The 19,984-nt window shown below is 72.7% G+C and carries 14 protein-coding genes and 2 pseudogenes; 6 read left to right on the top strand and 10 right to left on the bottom strand.

The annotated features are described in order from the left end of the window. Positions 1 to 384: 384 nt before the first annotated feature. On the bottom strand, positions 385 to 1,401 hold the full coding sequence (locus ACZ47G_RS16120; protein WP_465743015.1) for a LacI family DNA-binding transcriptional regulator: 1,017 nt from the start codon (positions 1,399 to 1,401) through the stop codon (positions 385 to 387). Between the two features lie 307 nt (positions 1,402 to 1,708). Here ACZ47G_RS16120 and ACZ47G_RS16125 point away from each other — a divergent pair, with 307 nt between their 5' ends. The 5 genes from ACZ47G_RS16125 (at position 1,709) to ACZ47G_RS16145 (ending at position 8,037) form a co-directional block, all read left to right on the top strand. After that, the gene (locus tag ACZ47G_RS16125; RefSeq protein WP_465743017.1) at positions 1,709 to 2,680 is read left to right on the top strand and encodes a glycoside hydrolase family 6 protein; all 972 of its coding nucleotides are present in this window, start codon (positions 1,709 to 1,711) and stop codon (positions 2,678 to 2,680) included. 28 nt (positions 2,681 to 2,708) lie between these two features. Further along, positions 2,709 to 3,992 (top strand): glycoside hydrolase family 6 protein, encoded by a 1,284-nt coding sequence (locus ACZ47G_RS16130; protein ID WP_465743019.1) that lies wholly within the window; start codon positions 2,709 to 2,711, stop codon positions 3,990 to 3,992. 203 nt (positions 3,993 to 4,195) lie between these two features. Beyond that, positions 4,196 to 5,611: a jacalin-like lectin gene (locus ACZ47G_RS16135; RefSeq protein WP_465743021.1), complete on the top strand. Its 1,416-nt coding sequence runs from the start codon at positions 4,196 to 4,198 to the stop codon at positions 5,609 to 5,611. Positions 5,612 to 5,790: 179 nt separating this feature from the next. Next, a complete protein-coding gene (locus ACZ47G_RS16140) occupies positions 5,791 to 7,719 on the top strand; it encodes a phosphatase PAP2 family protein (protein WP_465743023.1) in 1,929 nt (642 codons plus the stop codon). A 102-nt stretch (positions 7,720 to 7,821) separates the two neighbouring features. Next, positions 7,822 to 8,037: a hypothetical protein gene (locus tag ACZ47G_RS16145; RefSeq protein ID WP_465743025.1), complete on the top strand. Its 216-nt coding sequence runs from the start codon at positions 7,822 to 7,824 to the stop codon at positions 8,035 to 8,037. Positions 8,038 to 8,123: 86 nt separating this feature from the next. Here the strand turns inward: ACZ47G_RS16145 and ACZ47G_RS16150 are convergent, their stop codons facing one another. From ACZ47G_RS16150 to ACZ47G_RS16185, 8 genes and pseudogenes are all read right to left on the bottom strand, one after another. Further along, on the bottom strand, positions 8,124 to 9,566 hold the full coding sequence (locus ACZ47G_RS16150; RefSeq protein ID WP_465743027.1) for a non-reducing end alpha-L-arabinofuranosidase family hydrolase: 1,443 nt from the start codon (positions 9,564 to 9,566) through the stop codon (positions 8,124 to 8,126). A gap of 129 nt (positions 9,567 to 9,695) precedes the next feature. Further along, positions 9,696 to 10,406, bottom strand: a pseudogene (locus ACZ47G_RS16155) (glycoside hydrolase family 11 protein); the annotation flags it as partial. A 467-nt stretch (positions 10,407 to 10,873) separates the two neighbouring features. Then, positions 10,874 to 11,140: pseudogene (locus tag ACZ47G_RS16160) on the bottom strand (MFS transporter); the annotation flags it as partial. Between the two features lie 108 nt (positions 11,141 to 11,248). Next, positions 11,249 to 12,253 carry a LacI family DNA-binding transcriptional regulator gene (locus ACZ47G_RS16165; protein ID WP_465743029.1) on the bottom strand — a complete coding sequence of 335 codons (1,005 nt, stop codon included), beginning with the start codon at positions 12,251 to 12,253 and terminating at the stop codon, positions 11,249 to 11,251. Between the two features lie 120 nt (positions 12,254 to 12,373). Continuing rightward, positions 12,374 to 13,837, bottom strand: a complete 1,464-nt coding sequence (locus tag ACZ47G_RS16170) for a glycoside hydrolase family 1 protein (RefSeq protein WP_465743031.1) — start codon at positions 13,835 to 13,837, stop codon at positions 12,374 to 12,376. 40 nt (positions 13,838 to 13,877) lie between these two features. Further along, positions 13,878 to 14,735: a carbohydrate ABC transporter permease gene (locus tag ACZ47G_RS16175; RefSeq protein WP_465743033.1), complete on the bottom strand. Its 858-nt coding sequence runs from the start codon at positions 14,733 to 14,735 to the stop codon at positions 13,878 to 13,880. Between the two features lie 6 nt (positions 14,736 to 14,741). Next, positions 14,742 to 15,725 (bottom strand): carbohydrate ABC transporter permease, encoded by a 984-nt coding sequence (locus ACZ47G_RS16180; protein ID WP_465743035.1) that lies wholly within the window; start codon positions 15,723 to 15,725, stop codon positions 14,742 to 14,744. Between the two features lie 33 nt (positions 15,726 to 15,758). After that, complete coding sequence (locus ACZ47G_RS16185; protein ID WP_465743037.1) at positions 15,759 to 17,120, bottom strand: ABC transporter substrate-binding protein; 1,362 nt, start codon at positions 17,118 to 17,120, stop codon at positions 15,759 to 15,761. Positions 17,121 to 17,362: 242 nt separating this feature from the next. On the opposite strand from ACZ47G_RS16185, the gene ACZ47G_RS16190 reads away from it, so the two are divergent. Continuing rightward, on the top strand, positions 17,363 to 18,397 hold the full coding sequence (locus ACZ47G_RS16190; protein WP_465743039.1) for a LacI family DNA-binding transcriptional regulator: 1,035 nt from the start codon (positions 17,363 to 17,365) through the stop codon (positions 18,395 to 18,397). Positions 18,398 to 18,440: 43 nt separating this feature from the next. On the opposite strand, the gene ACZ47G_RS16195 is transcribed toward ACZ47G_RS16190, so the two are convergent. Then, positions 18,441 to 19,982 carry a cellulase family glycosylhydrolase gene (locus ACZ47G_RS16195; RefSeq protein WP_465743041.1) on the bottom strand — a complete coding sequence of 514 codons (1,542 nt, stop codon included), beginning with the start codon at positions 19,980 to 19,982 and terminating at the stop codon, positions 18,441 to 18,443. Positions 19,983 to 19,984 lie beyond the last annotated feature (2 nt).

The raw sequence follows: 19,984 nt of genomic DNA on the forward strand, positions 1-19,984 counted from the left end.
GGCGCGGCGCTCTCGCGGTGCCGGGGACGGGGCCGGGGCGGTCGCGACGAGGGCGTGGGACGCGGTGTGGGAGGGGCGGGGCGGGTTCGGCCCCAGGAGCGCCTCCGTGGACTGGAAGCGCTTCCAGTTCAGCAAACCCTGCTGCCTCGGACGGGAAGATGTCAAGAGGTGTTCCGCCGGCGGCCGTTCGAGCCGGTTCGCCGGTCGGTGGCCGGTCAGTGTCCGGTCGTCGGCAGGTCATCGGCAGGTCGTCGGCAGGTCGGAGGTGAGGCGGCCCGGCGGGCGGGGAGCGGGGCAGGGCGGCCCGGAAGCACCTTTGGGGCCGCCCTGGGGCTCGGAAGCGCGTCCAGGGCGGCCCCGGTGTGCCGGGGAGTCAGCCGCTCGTCAGGGGGCGGATTCCCGGATCGTCAGGCGGGTCGGCAGGACGAGCGGGCCCGGGTCCTGGCCCTCGACGGCCGCCACGAGCATCCGGGCCATCTCCAGCCCGAGCGCGCGCACCGGCTGGTGCACGGTCGTCAGCGGCGGGTCGGCGTACAGGGCGCCGGCGAGGTCGTCGAAGCCGACGACCGCGACGTCCCCGGGGACGCGTCGGCCGTGTCGGCGCAGGGCGCGCAGCGCTCCCAGGGCCATGCCGTCATTGGCCGCGAACACCGCGTCGAGGTCCGGGCGGTCCGCGAGCAGCCGCTCCATCGCGGCCTCGCCGCCGGCCTGGGTGAAGTCGCCCGGGACCAGGCCGGCGGGGGACAGGCCGGCCAGGACGAGTGCCTCGCGGAAGCCCTGTTCACGGGCGACGGCGGCCTGGAGGTCGACCTGCCCGGTGATCATCGCGATGTTCCGGCGTCCGCTGCCGATCAGGTGCTCGACGGCCAGGCGCGCGCCGCCCCGGTTGTCCGGGTCCACGTACCACCGGGGCGGGGTGCCGGTGAGCGGCAGGCCGCCGAAGACCACGGGCAGGTCCGTCCGCTCGGCCAGCCGGCCCAGGGGGTCGTCGCCGCGCACCGCCATCAGCATCACGCCGTCCGCCCGCTGGGAGCTCAGGATGCGCCGCAGGCGCTCCTTGCCGCGGGGCGTGTTGGCCAGCAGCAGGACCAGCTCGAGATCCGTCTGGTCGAGGAAGGAGCTGACGCCCACCGTCACCTCGGCGAAGAACGGGTCGGCGAACAGGCCGGGTTCGTCGCTGGACACCGCCAGTACGACCGTGCCCGCGCGCCGCGTCGCCAGTGCTCGCGCGGTCGGGTTCGGCACGTAGCCGAGCTCGCGGACCGCCCGTTCCACCGCGGCGCGCTTGGCCGCGCTCACGTGCGGCACGTTGTTGATGACGCGGGAAGCCGCCGTGCGTGAGACGCCCGCCCGGGCGGCGACCTCGTCCAGCGTCGGCTGGCGTCGTGGAGACGTCTCCATCGCGATCGTTGATCCTCCTGTTGCCGACGGACGTTGTCCGGACCATGGTTCCACGGACATCCCGTGCCGCCAGGGCGACCGACCAACGCAATGCCTCCGCTGGTCGGAAGCGCTTCCACACTCTACGGCCAGGCGGGTCGGTTGTGCTGGGAGAGCGGCGACTCCGGCGGTTCCCGCTGGATATTGAGAATTGAACGAACTTGCCGCAGACGTCTTGACACCGGGTTCGGCCGGGCCCAATCATCCTCGCATCTGGAAGCGCTTCCAGATCTCACTTCCACCCACCCCCACCCAGTGGAGGAAGCCCATGCGCCGCTCGCTTCGCAGGCTGTCCCTGCTCCTGGCCCCCGCCCTGACCGCGCTGCTGGTCGCGGTCGACCCCGGAGCCGCCCACGCCACCCCCACCACCCTGACCAGCGGCTTCTACGTCGACCCCGACTCCAGCGCCCAGCAGTGGCTCAACGCCAACCCCGGCGACGGCCGCGCCGCCGCCATCCGGTCGTCGATCGCCGCCGTGCCGACGGCGCGCTGGTTCGGCAACTGGAGCGGCACCATCGGGACGGCGACCGGCGCCTACGTCGGCGCCGCCGCCGCCCAGGGCCGGCTGCCGATCCTGGTCGCCTACAACATCCCCAACCGGGACATCTGCGCCGGCCAGTCCGGTGGCGGCGCCGGGTCGGCCGCCGAGTACGCCACCTGGATCGCCGCCTTCGCCAGTGGCATCGGCAACCGGCCGGCGGTCGTCATCCTCGAACCCGACGCGCTCGGCGACCAGAGCTGCATGAGCACGAGTCAGATCACCGAACGCAACGCGATGCTGCGCAACGCCATCGCGCAGTTCAACGCCAAGGCTCCCAACACCAACCTCTACCTGGACGCCGGGAACCCCGCCTGGATGAGCGCCCAGACCATGGCCCAGCACCTGGCCGCGGCCGGGGTGAGCGGCGCGCACGGGTTCTCGCTGAACGTGTCGAACTACATCGACACCGGGCAGAACACGGCCTACGGCAACGCCGTCAACGCCGCCCTTCAGTCGTCCAACGGCTTCACCAAGCCGTACGTCGTCGACAGCAGCCGCAACGGCAACGGATCGAACGGCGCCTGGTGCAACGCGTCCGGGCGCAGGATCGGCACCCCCACGCAGTACGGCGGCGGCGCCGAGATGCTGCTGTGGATCAAGGCGCCCGGCGAGTCCGACGGCAACTGCGGTGTGGGCGCCGGATCGACGGCGGGGCAGTTCCTGCCGCAGGTCGCCTACAACATGATCTTCGGCTACTGAGCCGAGAACCCGACCGGAGGACCCACCTGTGAGACCACGCATTCCCCGTGCGCTGATCCCCGTCGGCGTGGCCGCGCTGCTGACGGGGATCGCCGCTCCGGCTCAAGCCCAGGGCCACCAGGCCACGGGCCACGCGCTGGCGGCCGACACCCGCTTCTACGTGGAACCGGACCGCGACGCCGAGCAGCAGGTCGCCACCGACCTGCTGAACGGCGACCTCGCCGGCGCCACCGCCATGGCGAAGCTCGCCAGTTGGCCCGGAGCCCACTGGTACACCGACGGCACCCCGGACGAGGTGCGGCGCCAGACGCACACCCTGGTCCGCCGGGCGGCCCGCACCGGAACCGTCCCGGTCCTGGTCGCCTACAACGTCCCGGGGCGGGACTGCTCCCAGTACTCCAGCGGCGGCGCCCAGTCGGACGCGGACTACCGGGCCTGGATCGCCGGGCTGGCCAAGGGCATCGGGCGCGACAAGGCGGTGATCGTCCTCGAACCCGACGCCCTGGCCAACCTGCCCCGGGACTGTTCCCCGACCACCGACCCGACGGGTGCCCTCACCGCGGGCCGCATCGCCGATCTCCGGTACGCGATCGACGTCCTGGAGAAGCAGCCCAACACCACCGTCTACCTGGACGCGGGCAACAGCCACTGGCAGAGCGTGGGCGCGATGACGCAGCGCCTGATGGACGCGGGGGTCGAGCGCGCCCAGGGATTCTCCCTGAACGTCTCCAACTTCTTCTCCACCGACCGGTCCGACCGCTACGGCACGTGGGTGTCCGACTGCCTCTGGTACGCCACCAAGGGCCCGGCGGCGGCCCGGGGGCACGCCGAGCAGTGCGCGAGCCAGTTCTACTCCCCGGCCGCTCCCAACGACGGCGGGGCGGGCGACTCCGTCAACGTGGAGGACCCCGCCACCTGGCACTGGACCGACCTGTGGTTCCAGCAGAACGTCGGCTCGCGGCCCGCGGATGAGCTCACCCACTTCGTCGTCGACACCAGCCGCAACGGGAAGGGCGACTGGACGCCGCCGGCGGGCAAGTACGCCGGTGACCCGCAGGTCTGGTGCAACCCGCCCGGGCGCGGCATCGGCAACCGCCCCACGGCCGACACCGGCACCCCGCTCGCGGACGCCTACCTGTGGATCAAGACGGTCGGCCAGTCCGACGGACAGTGCAACCGTGGCATTCCCGGTGGAACGGCGGACCCGGAGTACGGCTCCGTCGATCCACCGGCCGGCACCTGGTGGCCCGAGCAGGCCCGCACCCTGGTGCGGAACGCCGAGCCGGCGCTGACCTTCAACGGCTGGGGCTGACCTCGCGACTCGCTCCGCCTCGGGGAGGTGCTGGGAGAACAATCTGTTAACGCTAACAAAACCTTTGCGGAGAATCTGGCATGGCCTCATAAAGACGCAGCTCAGAGGCCATGTGAGAGCCCATCAGCGGTGTTGACGCGCTCATGGTTCGCCCATACGCTCCGGGCACCGGATCCCGTGGCCGTACTCCGATCGGAGCACTGATGTCCAAGCCCCGCCCCCGACAGCCCTTCGCCCGTGCCACCCTGGTGGGCGCGCTCACGGCGGCCACCGCGCTGGGCGGCCTGCTCGGCGCGCCGTCCGCGCAGGCCTCGGCCGGCGCGCCGGTTGCGCCGGTTGCGCCGTCCGGGCCGTCCGCGCCATCCGCCGTCGGGGGCGGGACCTTCTCCGCGCTGACCTACAACGTCGCCGGCCTGCCGCAGGTGGTGAACAGCTCCTCCACCGAGCGGCAGAGCAGCACCACCGCCATCGGCGGCCGGCTCGCGCCGTACGACATCGTGCACGTCCAGGAGGACTTCAACTACCACGCCTTCCTGTACGCCGCCGACTCCCACCCGTTCCGCACCGCGACCAGCGGCGGGGCGGGCATCGGCAGCGGCCTCAACACCCTGTCCGGTCTCGGCTACGACGGCGACGACTTCGAGCGGGTCAAGTGGAACGACTGCCAGCTGGACTCCGGTGACTGCCTCACCCCCAAGGGCTTCACCTTCATGCGGACCAGGCTCGCCGAGGGCGTGTACGTCGACTTCTACAACCTCCACGCGAACGCGGGCACCAACCCCGGCGACGAGACCGCCCGCGCCGCCAACCTGGCCCAGCTCACCGGCTACATCAAGACCCACTCGGCCGGGAACGCCGTCGTGGTGATGGGGGACACCAACACCCGCTACACCCGCGCCGACGACACCATCGGCGCCTTCGCCGCCGACAACAAGCTGACCGACGCCTGGGTGCAGCTGGAGCGCGGCGGCGTGGCGCCGACCCGCGGCGCGGACCCGCTGCTGTGCGACCAGAACGCGCCCACCGACACCTGCGAGATCGTCGACAAGGTCCTGTACCGCAGCAGCGCGCTGGTGTCGCTGACCGCGACCTCGTACGCCAACAAGCACGCCGACTTCCTGGACGGCTCCGGCAAGATGCTCTCCGACCACGACCCGGTCGCCGTGGGCTTCAGCTGGAGCCGGAACCAGGCCTACCTGGCGAGCGAGCAGTTCGGCGGCCCGCACGGCGACTTCTACGACGACATCGACCGGGTCGCGGCCGGTGCCCGGGCCACCACGGTCAGCCTGCGGGCCGGCAGCCGGGTCGACCAGGTCGGACTGACCCTCGCCGACGGCACCTCCCTCACCCACGGCGGCACCGGCGGCACCGCCTCCTCGCTCATCCTGGGCAGCGGCGAGTACGTCAACTCGGCCACCCTCTGCCAGGGTTCGTTCAACGGGCACACCCGCATCTTCTACACCTCGTTCGGCACCAACCTGGGCCGCACCCTGGCCGGCGGCACCACCACCGCCGACTGCGTGACCCGCACCGCGCCCGACGGCTGGCAGATCGCCGGCTTCCAGGGACGCGCCGGCGACGAGGTCGACAAGCTCGGCTTCCTGTTCACCCGCCGCTGAGCCCCCGCCGCCGAGCCGCGCCGCCGAGCCCTCGCCGCCGGCCTTCCCGCACCTCCCCGACCCGGGCCGCCACCCGGGCCGGGGATTCCCCTTGCCACCCCGCTCCGCTGCTCGCTCCCCGCTCCGCCCTCCCGCACCCGCTCCGCCCTCCCCAGGCGCACCACCGCAGGAAGACCACCATGAACGACCAGCCCGCCCTGACCCGCCGCCGCTTGCTGCGCCACTCCGCAGCCACCTCGGTCGCCATCCTCGCCGGGCCCACGGCCCTGGGCCTGCTGGCCGCCCCGCAGCGAGCCGCCGCGGCGCCCGCCGGGCCCGTCCGGGGCGCCGCCTTCGTGGACTCCTACGCGACCAACACGATGGCCGACCTCACCCCGGAGGGCAACGCGGCCGTGCGCATCCTCAGCGGGATGAGCCGGATCTGGCACACCGGCACGGACTGGGACAACGGCTCGCCGCTGCGGGCCGACGTGCTGCGCGCCAACGTGCGCTACTGCGTGGAGGTCACCACCCGGCGCACCGCGGCGCAGGCCCGGGAGGCCTTCGTCTACGACCGCCAGCACCAGGGTTACGCCGTCATCGCCGGTCTCGGCCCGCTCGCCGGCCTGTACCGGACGGGCGCCCGGGCCGTCACCTCGATCACCACCGCACCCGACTCCACCCCGCCCGCGAAGGTCGACGACGCCGTCCCGGCCGACGCGCCCGCCGGCTCCGTGATCGGCCCCGGGGCCGTCGACTCGGAGCTGGGGCAGGTGGTCACCCTGGTCAACACGCTGCGCGGACCGTACGCCTCGGGCAACCCGGCCAAGTACGCCTACCGCTACCCGCGCCCCTGGCGGCTGACCGAGGACAGCGCGGTGGTCGCCACCGGCGCCACCGACGCCCTCGGCTACCCGGTCTACGCCTCGGACGTCGTCGTCGCCCCGCAGCTGCTGCGCCAGCGCAGCACCTCCCCGGCCGACGACGGCGGCTTCGTGAGCGGTCACACCAACGCCTTCCACCTGTCCGCGCTGGCCCTCGCCTACGCGGTGCCCGAGCGGTTCCAGGAGCTGATCGCCCGGGCCTTCGAGCTCAGCCACACCCGGATCACCTCGGGCATGCACTCCCCGCTCGACGTCATCGGCGGCCGCACGCTCGCCACCGCGCTCGCCGCCGCCACCCTCGCCGATCCGCGCAACGCCGCCCTCAAGGCGGCCGCCCGGAACCAGGCGGCCGCCTACTTCCGCTCCAGGACCGGCAGTACGGCCGACAGCCTGTACGCCTTCGCCCACCGGGCCACGCCGACCGAGGACCCGTACGCCGACCGCGCGGCCAACGCGGCGCAGGTCACGCCGCGGCTGACGTACGTCCTGCGCCGCAGCGGCCGGGATGTTCCGATGACCGTGCCCAAGAGCGCCGAGGTCCTGCTGGAGACCCGGCTGCCCTACCTCGACGCCGCCCAGCGCCGCGAGGTGCTGCGCACCACCGCGCTGCCCGCCGGCTACGTCCTGCTGGACGGCCCGGAGATGTGGGGCCGGCTCAACCTGTTCGCCGCGGCCGACGGCTACGGCTCGTTCGAGCGGGACGTGACGGTGGAGCTGAACGCCGCCGACGGCGGGTTCCACGCGGCCGACGCCTGGCGCAACGACATCGCCGGCCCGGGCGGCCTCACCAAGCGCGGCACCGGGACGCTGACCCTGACCGGCACCAACCGCTACACGGGCGCCACCGTGGTGGCGGACGGGGTCCTGGTGGCCGCCGCCCGCGACGCGCTCGGCCGCGGCGACCTCCAGGTCCGCGGCGGCACCCTGCGGGTGGACGCCGAGCGGGGAGCCGTCCGGCTGCACGGCGACTACCTCCAGTCGGCCGGAACGCTCCTGGAACTGACGCTCCACCACTGCCACGCCCCGGCCCTGACGGTCGCGGGCCGGATCACGCTCGGCCGCGGCAGCCGACTCGCCCTGCGGGTGCCGGACACCAGCGCACTGGGCGACGACGTGGTGCTGCCGGTGATCGGTGGGCGCACGCCGCAGGGCGGCTTCGACAGCGTCACGGTGGACGCGGCCGGGTACCGGGCCACCCCGCTCCACACCCAGGACGGCGTGGCCGTGCGGCTGACCCGCTGCTGACCGCGCCGCCGCGCCGACGAGGCGGGGGCCGTCACCGGACCCCCGCCCTCGGTGCGGGCGGGCGGAGTGGGTTCGACGCCAGACCCGAGGAGGGGACACCCCATGACCGTGGCCGCGACCAACTGGGCCGGGAACATCAGCCCCGGCCTCGGCCTGTGGGACCTGGCCGCCGCCCACCGGGAGCTGAGCGCCAACGAGCCGACCCGGGTCGGCGGTGCGGACTCGGCGGGCACCGTCCGGGACCGGAACGTCGATCTGCTCGTCCCGATCGGCCCGGCACTCTCCGCCGCCCTGCGGGCCCACCGCGCCGGCCGCTGATCGGCCCGCAGCGGCGGGGAACCCCGGCCGAGGAGTCGGCCGGGGTTCCCCGGGGTGGGTCGGACCCGCCCCGGGGGCGGCGCCGGTCAGCGCTGGAGGGTCAGCAGGCCCGGGCGCCAGGGCAGTTGGTCGTACGGGCCGCTCGCGTTGGGGGACTTGCCCTGGTAGAGGAGTCGCAGGTGGCAGGGGTCGATGGTCATGGTCTGGTCGGGGTTGTCGCGGACCAGGTCGCCGTGGCTGATGTCGTCGGTCCAGCCGGCGCCGCTGTTGGCCTTGCCCGCGAAGGGGCTGTTCTCGCTGGTGGCCTGCGGGGTCCAGGAGCCGTTCAGGCTGGTGGCGGTGAAGGAGCGGAAGTAGCGCTGCTCGTTGGCACCGCGGGCCTCGACGATCATGAGGTACTGGTTCTGGCCCTGGACCTTGTAGACCTGCGGGGCCTCGAAGAGGTTCTTCACCGTGTCGGTCATGACGGTGGTGTAGGAGGAGCCGAAGTTGCCGGGGAAGTTCCCCATCGGCATGCTCGCCCGGTAGATGCTGCCGTTGTCACCGGCGAAGAACAGGTACATGTTCCGGTCGTCGGCGATCAGGGTCTGGTCGATCGGCGCGGCGCCGGGGATGGAGCCGGTGAACAGCGGCTGCGGCGCGGACCAGCCGTTGGGGTTGGTCGGGTCGCTGGACGTGCGGTAGATGAACGGCCATTGACCCCACTGGTACGCCAGCACCCAGATGTTCTTGGGCGCGAAGTAGAACAGGGTGGGCGCCACCGCGGCCTGGCCCATGCCGATCTGGCCGGTCGAGGCCATGTCGGACCAGTTCGTGAAGGGGCTGAACATCATCGAGCCGTAGGACGAGCCCGACACGTTCGACGCGTAGACCAGGTGCTTGCCGTTGTACACCACGTCGGTGAAGTCCTTCAGCGCGGTCCAGCCGTTCGCCGGCTGCGCCAGCGCGCCCGTCGAGGACCACCGGTACGTCGACGGCAGGGCGCAGCCGCCGCCGCTCGGCGGGGCCGACGCCGACAGCCCGGTCCAGTTCTGATTGCTGCCGCCGGTGCACGGCCAGATCTCCACCGCCGTGCCGTTGGCGGTGGCGGCGCCCGTGACGTCCAGGCACATCCCGGATTCCACGCCGACCACCGTGCCGTCGGAGTTCACCCGCCACTGCTGGTTCGCGCCGCCGCTGCAGCTCCAGATCTGCACCCGGGTGCCGGCCGTGGTGGCGTGGCCCGGGACGTCCAGGCACTTGTCGCCGTACACCGTCAGCTGGTTGGCGTCCGTCGACGTCCAGAGCTGGTTGGTCCCGTTCGAGCAGTCGTAGATCTGGAGGGGCGTTCCGTCGGCCTGGTCGGCGTTCTGGACATCGAGGCAGCGGCCGGAACCCACACCGCGCAGGGCGCCGCTGGTGGCCGTCAGGGCCGGGTCGGCGGCCTGAGCCGTGGTGGCGCCGAGCATGGCCGCCAGGGCCGCCACGGTTGCGACCAGGGCGGTGAGCGCCGTGGACAGCCGCTTGCGGCCGGACGTTCGGTCACGCATGGGGAACTCCTTCGGAGCAGAGACCGGGGGGAGCCGTCAAGACGGCGTTGTGAGCGCTCACAAGGGACCCGCGCGAAAGTGCCGGGTGCCCCGCCGTCCGGCTCAACCGAGCTTCCGGTGCTGGTTGGCGCCGCCGCCGCTGCCTCCGCGGGGGGAGGAGCCCACGGTGAGGTCGGAGCTGCCGCTGCTCCGGTAGCCCTCGGTGGCCAGGATCTCGTAGTTCATGGTGCCGAGGTTCATGCCGCTCCTGGCCCACGCGTCGAAGTGGTTCCCGACGGTGATGGTCCCACCGGTGCGCCGGTCCCGACGGACGCTCCAGTACTGGTTGAAGGTCCTGATGCCCTCGATCGAGGGGGCGTTGTAGCGCGTCGTCTCGTAGATGTCGTAGGTGCCGCCGTCACTGGTGACGGTGCCCTTGTACGCGCCGGTGGGCTTGTAGGAGCCGTAGTTGTCGACGATGTAGTACTCGACGAGCGGGTTGGTGCTCCAGCCGTAGAGCGACAGATAGGCGTTGCCGTTGGTGCTCCACGTGCCCGAGTACGTCACCGGGTTGCGCGAGCCGGTGCCCCAGCCCTTGCCCGCGACGAAGTTGCCGGCGTTGTTCCAGGAGGTGCCGTAGTGACCGCCGCCGTTCAGCGACATCGAGACCGCGCCGGTGCCCTCGGTCCAGAACGAGTAGAAGTACCCGCCGTCGGTGCCGGTCTGGTTGGTGGTCACGGTGGCGGCGTCGGCGGTGCCGGGCAGGAGCAGGACGGTCGCGAGGGCCGGAACGAGGACGGGTGCCTTGCCGGCGAACCGCCGGAGGCGGCCGGTCTTGCGGCTCTTGGGGGGAGGGTTCACGGGGGGTGATCCGTTCTGCTGATGAGTGGGGGACGGGGTGCGACCCTGCGCCACCGGTGGCCACGAACGGATGGGTGGGCCGGGACGACGCCGCACGGCGGCGCAGGGAACGGCGCGTCGTCACCGTCGCTCCGCCCGGGGCGAGTCGGCGGTGCGTGACGCGCGACCCGGGATCCGGGTCCGGATCCGAGGCCGTCGGACTTGTCGACGGCGACAGTGTTGGTCTGCACTCGACAAGCTGTCAATGCTTTCGACAGGGTGAGCGAAAGTGTCGGCCGTCCCCGGCTTCACCAGCCCTCAGGAAGTACCTGGTCAAGCGCCTGGCTGCGGATGCGGCTGCGGATCCCCGCCGAATCCTCCTCGGGATGGGGCTGTAACTTTCACAGGCACTTCGAAAGTTTCGGACCGTCATCGACCCTCGCTGGCCCGGTCGCCCGGCGGCGGGAGCGGAGGTGCTCGGGCTACATGGGCTCCCAGCCGCCGACCCCCGCCTCGATGCCGACGCGCAGGACGTACAGGGCGACGAAGACGGCCAGCACCGTCCCCAGGCTCCGGCCGAGGGCGCTCCCGGTGGCCTCGGCCGGGCCGCTGCCGCCGGGGGCCGGCGGGCCGGCCCCGTCCCGCACGCCGCGCAGGCACAGCAGCAGCGGCAGGTCGGCCGCCGCGAGGACCAGGAAGAGCGCGGGGTAGTGCTCGGCGCCGACCGCGCCCACGAGCGCGGGGCCGAGGATGGCGTGCCCTCAGCGGGCCTGTTGACGCTCTCATCGTCGTCGCCGGTGAGGCAAGGGAATAACGAAGGGGGTACGAACGGCGCGAGCGGGGCGGGACGGGCGGTGGCGCGGTCAGCCCGAGGCCCGGACGACCAACCGGGTGGGGAGCACCACCGATTCGCCGTGCGCCGGGTTGCGCAGCAGCAACTCCAGGGCACGGGAGCCGAGTTCCTCCACCGGTTGGCGGACCGTGGTCAGCCCCGGGCGGCACCGCGCCGCGACGGGGGCGTCGTCGAAGCCGATCAGGGCCACGTCCTCGGGCACCCGCAGGCCGCGCCGCCGCAGGGCCCGGAGGGCTCCCGCGGCCATCTGGTCGGAGGCGGCGAACACCGCGTTCAGCTCGGGGCGCTGGTCCAGCAGCCACTGCATCGCGTGCTCACCGGAGGCGCTGCTGAAGTCGCCGTACGCCACGGCGGGGCGGCAGGCGAGCACCGCGGCCATCGCCTGGTGGTAGCCGGCCAGTCGGTCCGCGCCGGCGGCGGTGTCCGGTGGCCCGGCGATGGTGGCCACCGAGCGGCGCCCGGACGCGCACAGCCGCCGCACCGCCGCCCTGGCGCCGGCCAGGTTGTCCGCGTCCACGAACGCCACCGTGCCCGGCTCCGGCGGCCGGCCCAGCGACACCACGGGGACCCTGGCCGCGTGCAGCAGCCGGATGAGCGCGGTGTCGCCCCAGGGGCCGACCAGCAGCACGCCGTCGACGTGGCCGCCGCACAGGTAGCGCACCAGGGGCGGCCGTCGGGAGCGCCGGGGCACCGTGAAGACGGCCAACTCCCGCTCCGCGCCCGGCAGGGAGCGCCGCAGCCCGGCCAGCAGCCGCACCGGGAAGGCGTCGGCGTGGTACTGCAGCGGATCGGCGAAGACCACGACGGCCACCACGCCGGTCTCCCGGGCGCTGGGCGCCCGGCGGCGGACGTACGCCAACTCGCGGGCCGCCCGTTCCACCCGGGCCGCCACCTCGGCGGAGACCCGGGCGGAACGGTTCAGCACGCGGGAGGCGGTCGCGATGGAAACACCGGCCCGACGGGCGACCTCGGCCAGGGTCGGAGCGGGGTCGGTGCTGGGGAAGGGCAGGGACATGGGGGCCGTCCTGGATCGATCCTCGACACGGGAACCGCACCCCGAACCCATCGCGCGGCGGCCCACCCACCGCTGCCAGCTTCATCGGTCGAACGGTCGGCGTCAAGGGAGTCGACGCGCTCAGCCGGCCAGGTCAGGCAGCGCGCCGCGGCGGATCACCTCCGCGTACCAGCGGGCGCTGTCCTTGGCGATCCGGGCCTGGGTGGCGTAGTCCACGTAGTACAGGCCGAACCGTTTGCCGTAGCCGTACGCCCACTCGAAGTTGTCCATCAGCGACCAGAGGAAGTAGCCCCGCACGTCCACGCCGGCGGCGATCGCCCGCCGCACGGCGGCGAGGTGTCCATGCAGGTAGTCGATCCGCTGCGGATCGTGCACCGCGCCCTCCGGGGTCAGCCGGTCGTCGAAGGCGGCGCCGTTCTCGGTGACCATCAACGGCAGCCCGGGGTGGTCGCGGTGGAGGCGCAGCAGCAGGTCGGTCAGGCCGGTCGGGTCGATCGGCCAGCCCATCGCGGTGCGCCGGCCGGGCGCCCGGTGGAAGAGCACGTCGGCACAGCCGGGGAAGGGGGACTGGGCGCCGTCGCCGTGGCCGGCGTCGGTGGCGGTGGCGGAGCCCGGGTCCGTTCCCTCCGGCAGGGCCGACACCACGGTGGGGTTGTAGTAGTTGACGCCCAGCAGGTCGATCGGCCGGGCGATCGCGGCCAGGTCGCCGTCGTGGATCAACTCCGGCCAGTCGACCAGGTGTTCCGTGTCGGCGAGCAGGTCCTTGGGGTAACTCCCGTCCAGCATCGGGCCGGTGAAGACCCGGTTGCCCACCGCGTCGATCCGGCGGGCGGCCTCGCGGTCCTCGGCGGACCCGGTGAGCGGCCGCACCTCGTGCAGGTTGAGCGACACGGCGATCCGCGCCTCCCGGGGCAGTGCCGCGCGCAGCGCCTCGACGGCGAGGCCGTGGCCGAGGTTGAGGTGGTGGGCCGCGCGCAGGGCGGCCGTCCAGTCGGCCCGGCCCGGGGCGTGCACCCCGGAGCCGTAGCCGAGGAAGGCCGAGCACCAGGGCTCGTTGAGCGTGGTCCAGATGCCCACCCGGTCGCCGAGCGCGTCCGCCACCAGCGTGGCGTAGTCCGCGAACCGCTCGGCCGTGGAGCGGGTCGGCCAGCCGCCGAAGTCCTCCAACTCCTGTGGCAGGTCCCAGTGGTAGAGCGTCACCGCGGGCTCGATGCCGCGTTCCAGCAACTCGTCCACCAGGCGCCGGTAGAAGTCCAGGCCCCGTTCGACGGCCGGCCCGCGTCCGGTCGGCTGCACCCGGGGCCAGGAGACCGAGAACCGGTAGGCGCCCAGGCCCAGTTCGCTCATCAGCCGGACGTCCTGCCGGTAGCGCCGGTAGTGCTCGGTGGCGTGGTCGCCGGTGTCGCCGCCGGCCGTACGCCCCGGGGTCCGGCTGAAGGTGTCCCAGATCGAGGGCGTCCGGCCGTCCGCGTCGACGGCCCCCTCGACCTGGTAGGCGGCCGTCGCGGCTCCCCAGAGGAAGTCGGGCGGGAAGTGGGGTGCGGAGGTGTCGGCCGGGCTCGACCCGGGCCGTGTGGACGTCATGGCTGTCTTCTCCTCTTCCAGTGGTCGAATTGACGCGTCGTCAGCTCTTGACGGCACCGGCCGTGATGCCGCCGACGACCTGCCGGCCCAGCAGGGCGAACACCAGCAGCAGCGGTGCGGTCCCGAGCAGTGCGCCGGTCAGGATGACGGCCTGGTCGGAGTCGTAGGAGCCGCCGCCGAGGCCGGCCAACGCGACCTGGACGGTGGGATTGCTCTGGCTCAGCGCGATCAGCGGCCAGAAGAAGTCGTTCCAGGACTGTACGAACACCAGCATGCCGAGCACGGCCATCCCGGGCCGGGCGATCGGCAGCACCACGTTCCACAGGATCCGCAGGCTGCCGGCGCCGTCCATCCGGGCCGCCTCGACCAGCTCGATCGGCAGCGCCTCGGACAGGTACTGCCGCATGAAGAACACCCCGAACGCGGCCACCAGATTGGGCAGGATCACCGACTGCAGCCGGTCGGTCCAGTGCAGCTGCGCCATGATCTGGTAGAGCGGGATGACGCTCAGCTGGGCGGGCACCGTCATGGTCGCCACCACCAGGCTCAGCAGGGCGTTGCGGCCCCGGAACCGCAGTTTGGCGAAGGCGAAGCCGGCCAGGGTCGCGAACAGCACCGTGCTGGCGGTGACGCAGCCCGCCACCACCACCGAGTTGAGCAGCGCCCGGCCCATGTGGACCTGGTTCCAGGCGATGTCGAGGTTGTGCCACAGGCTCCCGCCGGGCAGCAGCGGAGGCGGGGTCCGCGCGATCCGGCTGCCGGAGGTCGACGCGCCGACCAGGGTCCAGTACAGCGGGAAGAGGGACAGGACGGCGACGACGACCAGTACCGCGTAGGTGAACGGTCCGGCCCCGGTGAGGCCGCGTGCTCCCGCACGTCGTCCCGGTTTGACGGCCATCGGTGCTCAACCCCCGTTCCGGGCGCGGCGGATGCGGACCAGGGCGAGGTTGAGCGCGCCGATGGCCAGCAGGATCAGCAGCATCGTCCAGGCCACGGCGGCGGCCCGGCCGAGGTGGAAGGCGTACCAGCCCTGGTCGTACAGGTACAGCCCGAGGGTCTGGTACTGGTGGGCCGAGCCGCCGCTGTGGCCGGTCGCTCCGCCGCCGAACAGCAGCGGCTCGCCGAAGAGCTGGGTGGCTCCGATGCTGGAGACCACGACGGTGAACAGGATGGTGGGCCGGATGGACGGCACGGTGACGTGCCGGAACTGCCGCCACCGGTTGGCGCCGTCCAGCGCCGCCGCCTCGTACAGGTCGTGCGGGACGGCCTGCATGGCGGCGAGGTAGATCAGGGCGTTGTAGCCGGTCCAGCGCCAGGTGACGATCGTGGAGACGGCGATCCGGGAGCTCCAGGTGCCGCCCTCCCAGTCGACGTGGCCCAGGCCCAGCTGGCCGAGCAGCCAGTTGACCATCCCGTAGTCCCGCCCGAACAGCAGCGTGAACACCAGGGTCGCCGCCGCGATCGAGGTCGCGTAGGGGGCGAGCATCGCGATCCGGAAGAAGCCCCGGCCGCGCAGGCGGTAGTTGAGCAGGTGGGCCAGACCGAGGGCCATCAGCAGCTGGGGCACGGTGGACAACAGGCCGATGAGGACGGTGTTGCGCAGGGCGTTGAGGAAGAGGTCGTCGTGCAGCAGCCGGGTGTAGTTGTCGAGCCCGCGCCACTGCATCTGGTCGGGCGTCTGGAGGTCGACGCTGTGCAGGGACACCCAGCCGGTGTAGAGCAGCGGGAACAGGCCGAACGCCAGGAAGCAGACGAAGAACGGTGCGACGTACAGGTACGGCGAGGCCTTGAGGTCCCACCGGTAGAGCCGGGTGCGCCAGGGGAGGGGAGACGGGGGAGCGGCCCGGGGTGGGCCTGGGGCGGTGGCCGGGACGGCCTCGTCGAGCATGGTGGTGGCCTCTCTGGAGAACGGGACCGGTCGTCAGTCGCTGACGTTGTCGTCGATCTCCTTGACCGCGTTGCTCCAGGCCTTGGCGGGATCGCTCTGGTGCTGCTCGATGCTGAGCAGGGCGCCGTTGGTGAGGGTGTCCTTGACCAGGCCGTCCCACTCGCCGATCACGGTCGGCCGGATGGACTGCGCGGTGGCGGCGTAGATCTGGCCGGTGGGCGTGTCGCCGAAGAAGTCGAGCTTGGCGTTCTGCACCTCGGGCCGGCTCAGCGCCGTGAGGTTGGAGGGCAGGTTGCCGACCGTGGTGAAGACCTTGGCCTGTTGCTCGGGCGCGGTGAGCCAGGCGACGAGCGCCGCGGCCTCCTTCTGGTGCTTGCCGGCCTTCGGCACGGCGAGGAAGGAGCCGCCCCAGTTGCCGGCGGCCGGGGCGGTGGCGATGTCCCACTCGCCCTTGTTGGCGCTCCCGGACTTGTCGGCGACGATGGCCGTCATCCAGGACGGGCAGGCGACGGTGGCGAACCGGGAGTTGGCGAACGCCTGGTACCAGGGGGTGTCGAACTGCTTGAGGCCGGCGCTGATCCCGGCCTGGATCGCGCCGGTGGAGAGGTCCCAGGCGCTCTTGACGCTGGGGCTGTTCTTGTAGTCCAGCTGGCCGCCGCTGTTGTCGTACTGCGTGGTGCTGGAGGACACCACGGCGTTGAACAGGCCGCCGGCGGAGTCGGTGAAGAAGGTGCCGGCGGGTGCCTTGGCCTGGTACTGCTTGCCGGTCTCGACGAACTTCGCCCAGTCGCCCTGCCAGAGCTTGGCCACCTCGGCCCGGTCGGTGGGCAGCCCGGCCTGCTGGAACAGGTCCTTGCGGTAGCAGATCGCCATCGGGCCGATGTCGGTGCCCAGGCCGACGACGCGGCCGTCCGAGGTGGTGGCCTGCTGGGACTTCCAGGGCAGGAAGGCGTTCTTGTCGACTCCTTCGGCCTTGCCGAGGTCGACGAACTTGTCCGCCTGCTTCTTCACCACCTGGGCGATCCGGCCCACCTCGACCGCCTGGACGTCGTCCAGACCGCTGCCGGAGGCGAGGTGGGTCTGCAGGGCCGGGTAGTAGTCGGTCTCCTGCTCGACGCTGTGTTCCACGATGGTGATGCCGGGGTGCTCGCGCATGTACGCGTCGTAGAGGCCGGCCTGTTTGAAGCCGAAGGTGCCGTAGTCGCCGACGGTCAGGGTGATCTTGCCGTCGGGGGCCGCGCCGGTGGTCGAGCCGGCGCTGTCGCAGCCGGCCACCAGCAGGGCGCACAGGCCCGCGGTGGCGATGATCGGCAGCGGCCTGCGGGGCCTGCGCGGGTGGCGTACGGGAAGGGCGGCGGCGGCTCTGCCGCCGTGGGTGGTACCGGGGTTCCGCATGGCCGAAATCTCCTTGTCCAGACTGGTCCGTGGGTGCGGCGGCGCGCGAAGGGCGGCCGACGGGTGCTCGGAACTGGGTGGAGCGTGAGTGGGAGCGCTCCCACTGCGATGTGGGAAGATTGCTTCGCCGCGCGAGGCGTGTCAAGGGCGTGCACCGGCTCCGTTACCGGACCGTTTCGTCGGACCCACCTCGGCGCGGCCGCCGCAGCCACCGCCGTCCGCCGTCCATCGGGAGAACGATCATGAGCCGAGCCGCGCAGCAGCCGCCCGCTGCCCGCCCCACCTTGGAGGCCGTGGCAGCGCGGGCGGGAGTGGGCCGGGGCACCGTGTCCAGGGTCGTCAACGGCTCGCCCAAGGTGAGCGCCAAGGCCCGCGCGGCGGTCGAGCAGGCCATCGCGGAACTCGGCTACGTCCCCAACCAGGCGGCCCGCTCCCTGGTCACCTCCCGGACCGACGCGGTCGCGCTGGTCATCCCGGAGAGCGTCGCGAAGTTGAGCTCCGAGCCCTACTTCTCCGACATCATCACCGGGGTGTCGGCCGAACTCGCCGAGTGCGACCTCCAGTTGCTGCTGGTGCTGGTGCGCGACGAACGCGAGCGGGAACGGCTGACCCGCTACCTCACGGCCCGCCGGGTGGACGGCGTCCTGCTGGTCTCGGTGCACGAGGACGATCCGCTCCCCGAGTTGCTGGAGCGGCTGGAACTGCCCGCCGTGCTGGGCGGTCGCCGCTCGGCGCAGGAGCCGCTGAGCTATGTGCACGCCGACAACGCCGGCGGCGCCCGGGCGGCCGTCCGGCACCTGCTCGCCCGGGGCCGGACGGTCATCGGGACCGTCACCGGGCCGCTCGACATGGAGGGCGCCGCGGCCCGCCTGGCCGGTTACCGGCGGGCGCTCGCCGAGGCCGCGGTGCCGGCCGACGAAGGGCTCGTCGCCCACGGGGACTTCACCGAGCGCGGCGGACGCGAGGGCATGCGGGAGCTGCTCGCCCGCCGGCCAGGCCTGGACGCGGTGTTCTGCGCCTCGGACCTCACGGCGGCCGGAGCGCTGCAGGCGCTGCGCGAGGCGGGCCGGCGGGTGCCGCAGGACGTCGCGGTGATCGGCTTCGACGACTCCGTGGTGGCCCGGCACACCGAGCCGCCGCTCACCAGCGTGCGTCAACCCACCGAGGAGATGGGGAGGTTGATGGTCCAGCTACTGCTCCAGGAGATCGCCGAACCGGGCCGGTTCCGCCGGCAGACGGTGCTGCCGACGGAACTGGTGGTGCGGGAGTCGGCCTGACGGAGGCCGGGCCGAAGCCGGACCGAGGCCGGTCCGGCAGACCCTAACTGCCGGCCAGGTGGGCGCGGTAGCCGGCGCCGAAGGCCGTCGGCGTGCCGTCGTAGGAGCTGATCAGGGCCGGTCCGCTGCCGCAGTCCCAGGTGTTCCAGGCCCAGGCGAGGTAGGAGACGCCGTGCTGGTCCAGCCAGGGCAGCAGGGTGTCCAGGTAGCCGTGCGCGCAGTCGTTCTCGCCCAGTTCCCCGGTCACCACGGGCACCCGGGCGGCCAGCGGTCCGAGCTGCGCGTCCCAGCAGGAGGCGGTGGCGCACGCGTTGAAGTTGTACGAGTGCCAGGACGCGGCCAGGTTGTGCAGGGGATCGGCCGGTTGGTACGCGGCCCACTGGGTGAGGTCGTTGGCGTACTCCTGGCCGCCCAGCATCAGTACGTTGTCCGCGCCGGTGGAGCGCACCGCGTCGACCATCGCCTGCATGCCGGCGACCGGGAAACCGATTCCCGGACAGTTGCCGCCGTCCCGCCAGCAGGCCCAGCCACTGGCCTCGCTCCCGGTGGCGCGGGACGGGTACGGCTCGTTGAACAGGTCGAAGACGGTCGCGTCGTCGCCCTTGAAGGTCCGTGCCACCGAAGTCCAGAACGGGAGCGCGCCGGCGGCGTCCGGCATGGGCTTCTGGCAGGTGGCGTAGGCGTCCGCGCAGCCGGCGGACGGGCCGGTGTAGGCCCCGTCGGTCCAGTGCAGGTCCAGGATCGCCACCAGGCCGTTGCGGTGCAGCAGGTCGACGTAGCCGCGCACCGCGTCGATGTAGGCCGCACCGGCGTAGGCGGGGTCGACGTTGGAGTGGCCGAGCCAGCAGTCCTCGTTGAGCGGCACGCGGACGGCGTTGACGCGCCAGGCCTTCATCGCGGTGACGGAGGCCTGGTCGGCCGGGCCGTCGAAGATGCCGTGGCCCTGGACGCACATGAACTCGGCCCCGGAGCGGTTGACCCCGTGCAGGGTGATCGGGGTGCCGTCGGCCTTCGCCAGCGTGCTGCCCGCGACGTGCACGGCCGGGGCCGGTCCGCTCGGCGGCGGCGTGGGGGTGGTGGAGGGAGTGGGGGTGCCGGAGGGGGTGGGGCTCGGCGACGGGCTCGGCTGCGGACCGCAGGGGGTGCCGTTGAGGGTGAAGGTGGTGGGGGCGGTGTTGGTGCCGGTGTAGGAGAAGTTGGCGCTGGTGGTGTAGGTGGCCCCGGGGTTGATGGTGGGGGCGTAGCCGGGGTTGGTGACGGTGAGGGTGTGTCCGGTCTGGGTCCAGGTGCCGTTCCAGCCGTTCTGGAGGGTCTGGCTGCCGGGGTAGCTGTAGCCGAGGGTCCAGCCGTTGATGGGGGTGGTGCCGGTGTCGGTGATGGTGAGGTTGGCGGTGAAGCCGCCGCCCCAGTCGTTGACGGCGTAACTCACGTCGCAGGACGGGCCGGCGCTGGGCGCCGCCGAGGCGGTGAGGGGGAGCACCGCCAGGGCGGCGCACGCGGCGGTGGCGGCCGCGAGCGCGGCGGTGCGGGCGCGGGTGCGGGCGGTGCGGGCGGAGATGCTGCGGGCGGGGCCGGTGCGGGGCATGC

This window comes from Kitasatospora sp. NPDC030952, from assembly GCF_055571335.1.

Bases quoted from the DNA above. Each gene is read 5' to 3' on its own strand.
- ACZ47G_RS16120 (WP_465743015.1), bottom strand. From the start codon at position 1,401: ATGGAGACGTCTCCACGACGCCAGCCGACGCTGGACGAGGTCGCCGCC.
- ACZ47G_RS16125 (WP_465743017.1), top strand. From the start codon at position 1,709: ATGCGCCGCTCGCTTCGCAGGCTGTCCCTGCTCCTGGCCCCCGCCCTG.
- ACZ47G_RS16135 (WP_465743021.1), top strand. From the start codon at position 4,196: ATGTCCAAGCCCCGCCCCCGACAGCCCTTCGCCCGTGCCACCCTGGTG.
- ACZ47G_RS16140 (WP_465743023.1), top strand. From the start codon at position 5,791: ATGAACGACCAGCCCGCCCTGACCCGCCGCCGCTTGCTGCGCCACTCC.
- ACZ47G_RS16145 (WP_465743025.1), top strand. From the start codon at position 7,822: ATGACCGTGGCCGCGACCAACTGGGCCGGGAACATCAGCCCCGGCCTC.
- ACZ47G_RS16150 (WP_465743027.1), bottom strand. From the start codon at position 9,566: ATGCGTGACCGAACGTCCGGCCGCAAGCGGCTGTCCACGGCGCTCACC.
- ACZ47G_RS16165 (WP_465743029.1), bottom strand. From the start codon at position 12,253: ATGTCCCTGCCCTTCCCCAGCACCGACCCCGCTCCGACCCTGGCCGAG.
- ACZ47G_RS16170 (WP_465743031.1), bottom strand. From the start codon at position 13,837: ATGACGTCCACACGGCCCGGGTCGAGCCCGGCCGACACCTCCGCACCC.
- ACZ47G_RS16175 (WP_465743033.1), bottom strand. From the start codon at position 14,735: ATGGCCGTCAAACCGGGACGACGTGCGGGAGCACGCGGCCTCACCGGG.
- ACZ47G_RS16180 (WP_465743035.1), bottom strand. From the start codon at position 15,725: ATGCTCGACGAGGCCGTCCCGGCCACCGCCCCAGGCCCACCCCGGGCC.
- ACZ47G_RS16185 (WP_465743037.1), bottom strand. From the start codon at position 17,120: ATGCGGAACCCCGGTACCACCCACGGCGGCAGAGCCGCCGCCGCCCTT.
- ACZ47G_RS16190 (WP_465743039.1), top strand. From the start codon at position 17,363: ATGAGCCGAGCCGCGCAGCAGCCGCCCGCTGCCCGCCCCACCTTGGAG.
- ACZ47G_RS16195 (WP_465743041.1), bottom strand. From the start codon at position 19,982: ATGCCCCGCACCGGCCCCGCCCGCAGCATCTCCGCCCGCACCGCCCGC.